We start from the raw sequence: 1,021 nt of genomic DNA, 5'->3' as shown, positions 1-1,021 counted from the left end.
GCCGTACGGACCGCCTTCCACCCAGGGGGCCCGGCAGGTTCATCCGGTCTACGGTGAAGGTGCGCGCTTCGGGTGCGGCCCGTGCGCTCGATGCAGCCGGAGGTTCGATGGGCCGGGAGGACGCCAAGCCCGCGGGTGCAGGGCTGCCATGGCTGCGCCTGGACGAGCTGCTCGACGAGGTCCAGGTGCGTATCGACGAGGTGCGTGGCACCAGGGACCGGCTCAACGGGCTGCTCGGGGCTGTCATGTCCGTGGGTCGGGAACTGGAGCTGCCTCAGGTGCTGCGTGGCATCGTGGAGTCTGCCGTGACGCTGGTGGACGCCGAGTACGGAGCTCTGGGCGTCATCGGTGGCGACCGGAGGCTCTCCGCATTCCTCCCCATCGGTATCGACGACGAACTCCGTGAGCGGATCGGCGCGCTACCGTCGGGACACGGCATCCTCGGCGAGCTGATCCGCAACCCGAAGGCGCTGCGCCTGGCCGAGCTGTCCGAGCACCCGGCCTCGTACGGCTTCCCGGCTCATCATCCGCCGATGCACACGTTTCTGGGTGTCCCCATCCGGGTCCGCGACGAGGTGTTCGGCAACCTCTACCTGACGGAGAAGCGCGGAGGGGCCGACTTCGACGCCGAGGACGAGGCCGTCGTGACGACCCTGGCCGTGGCGGCCGGCATCGCCATCGAGAACGCCCGCCTCTACGAGGAGGGCCGCTTGCGCCAGCGCTGGCTGGCCGCCAGTTCCGACTTCACCAGCGCCCTCCTGTCCGGTGCGGAGCAGACCGAGGTGCTCGGCGGGATGCTGGAGCAGGCGGTGGACATCGCGGGCGCTGACATGGGGGTCTTCTACCTGGTCGGACCCGGCGGCGAGCTGCGGGGCTCGCTGGCCCGTGGCGAGGGCGCCGAGACGCACCGGGGTGTCGTCCTCCCGAACACCGAGGGGACCTTGGTCGAGGCCGCCCTCGCGCAGGACGGTCTGGTCACGGTCGTCGACGTCGAGAACGATCCGCGCATCACGGTGCAGCC

At 70.5% G+C, this 1,021-nt stretch carries 1 protein-coding gene; it reads left to right on the top strand.

All coding sequences use genetic code 11. The features are described from left to right. Positions 1–107: 107 nt before the first annotated feature. Positions 108–1,021, top strand: a 914-nt coding sequence (locus ACWFR1_RS40585) for a GAF domain-containing protein (RefSeq protein ID WP_453561207.1), incomplete at its 3' end; no start/stop codon positions are given.

Source organism: Streptomyces sp. NPDC055103 (genome assembly GCF_053607625.1).
The sequence above is the reverse complement of the archived record's forward strand: the minus strand, read 5'-3'. Positions and strand labels throughout refer to the sequence as shown.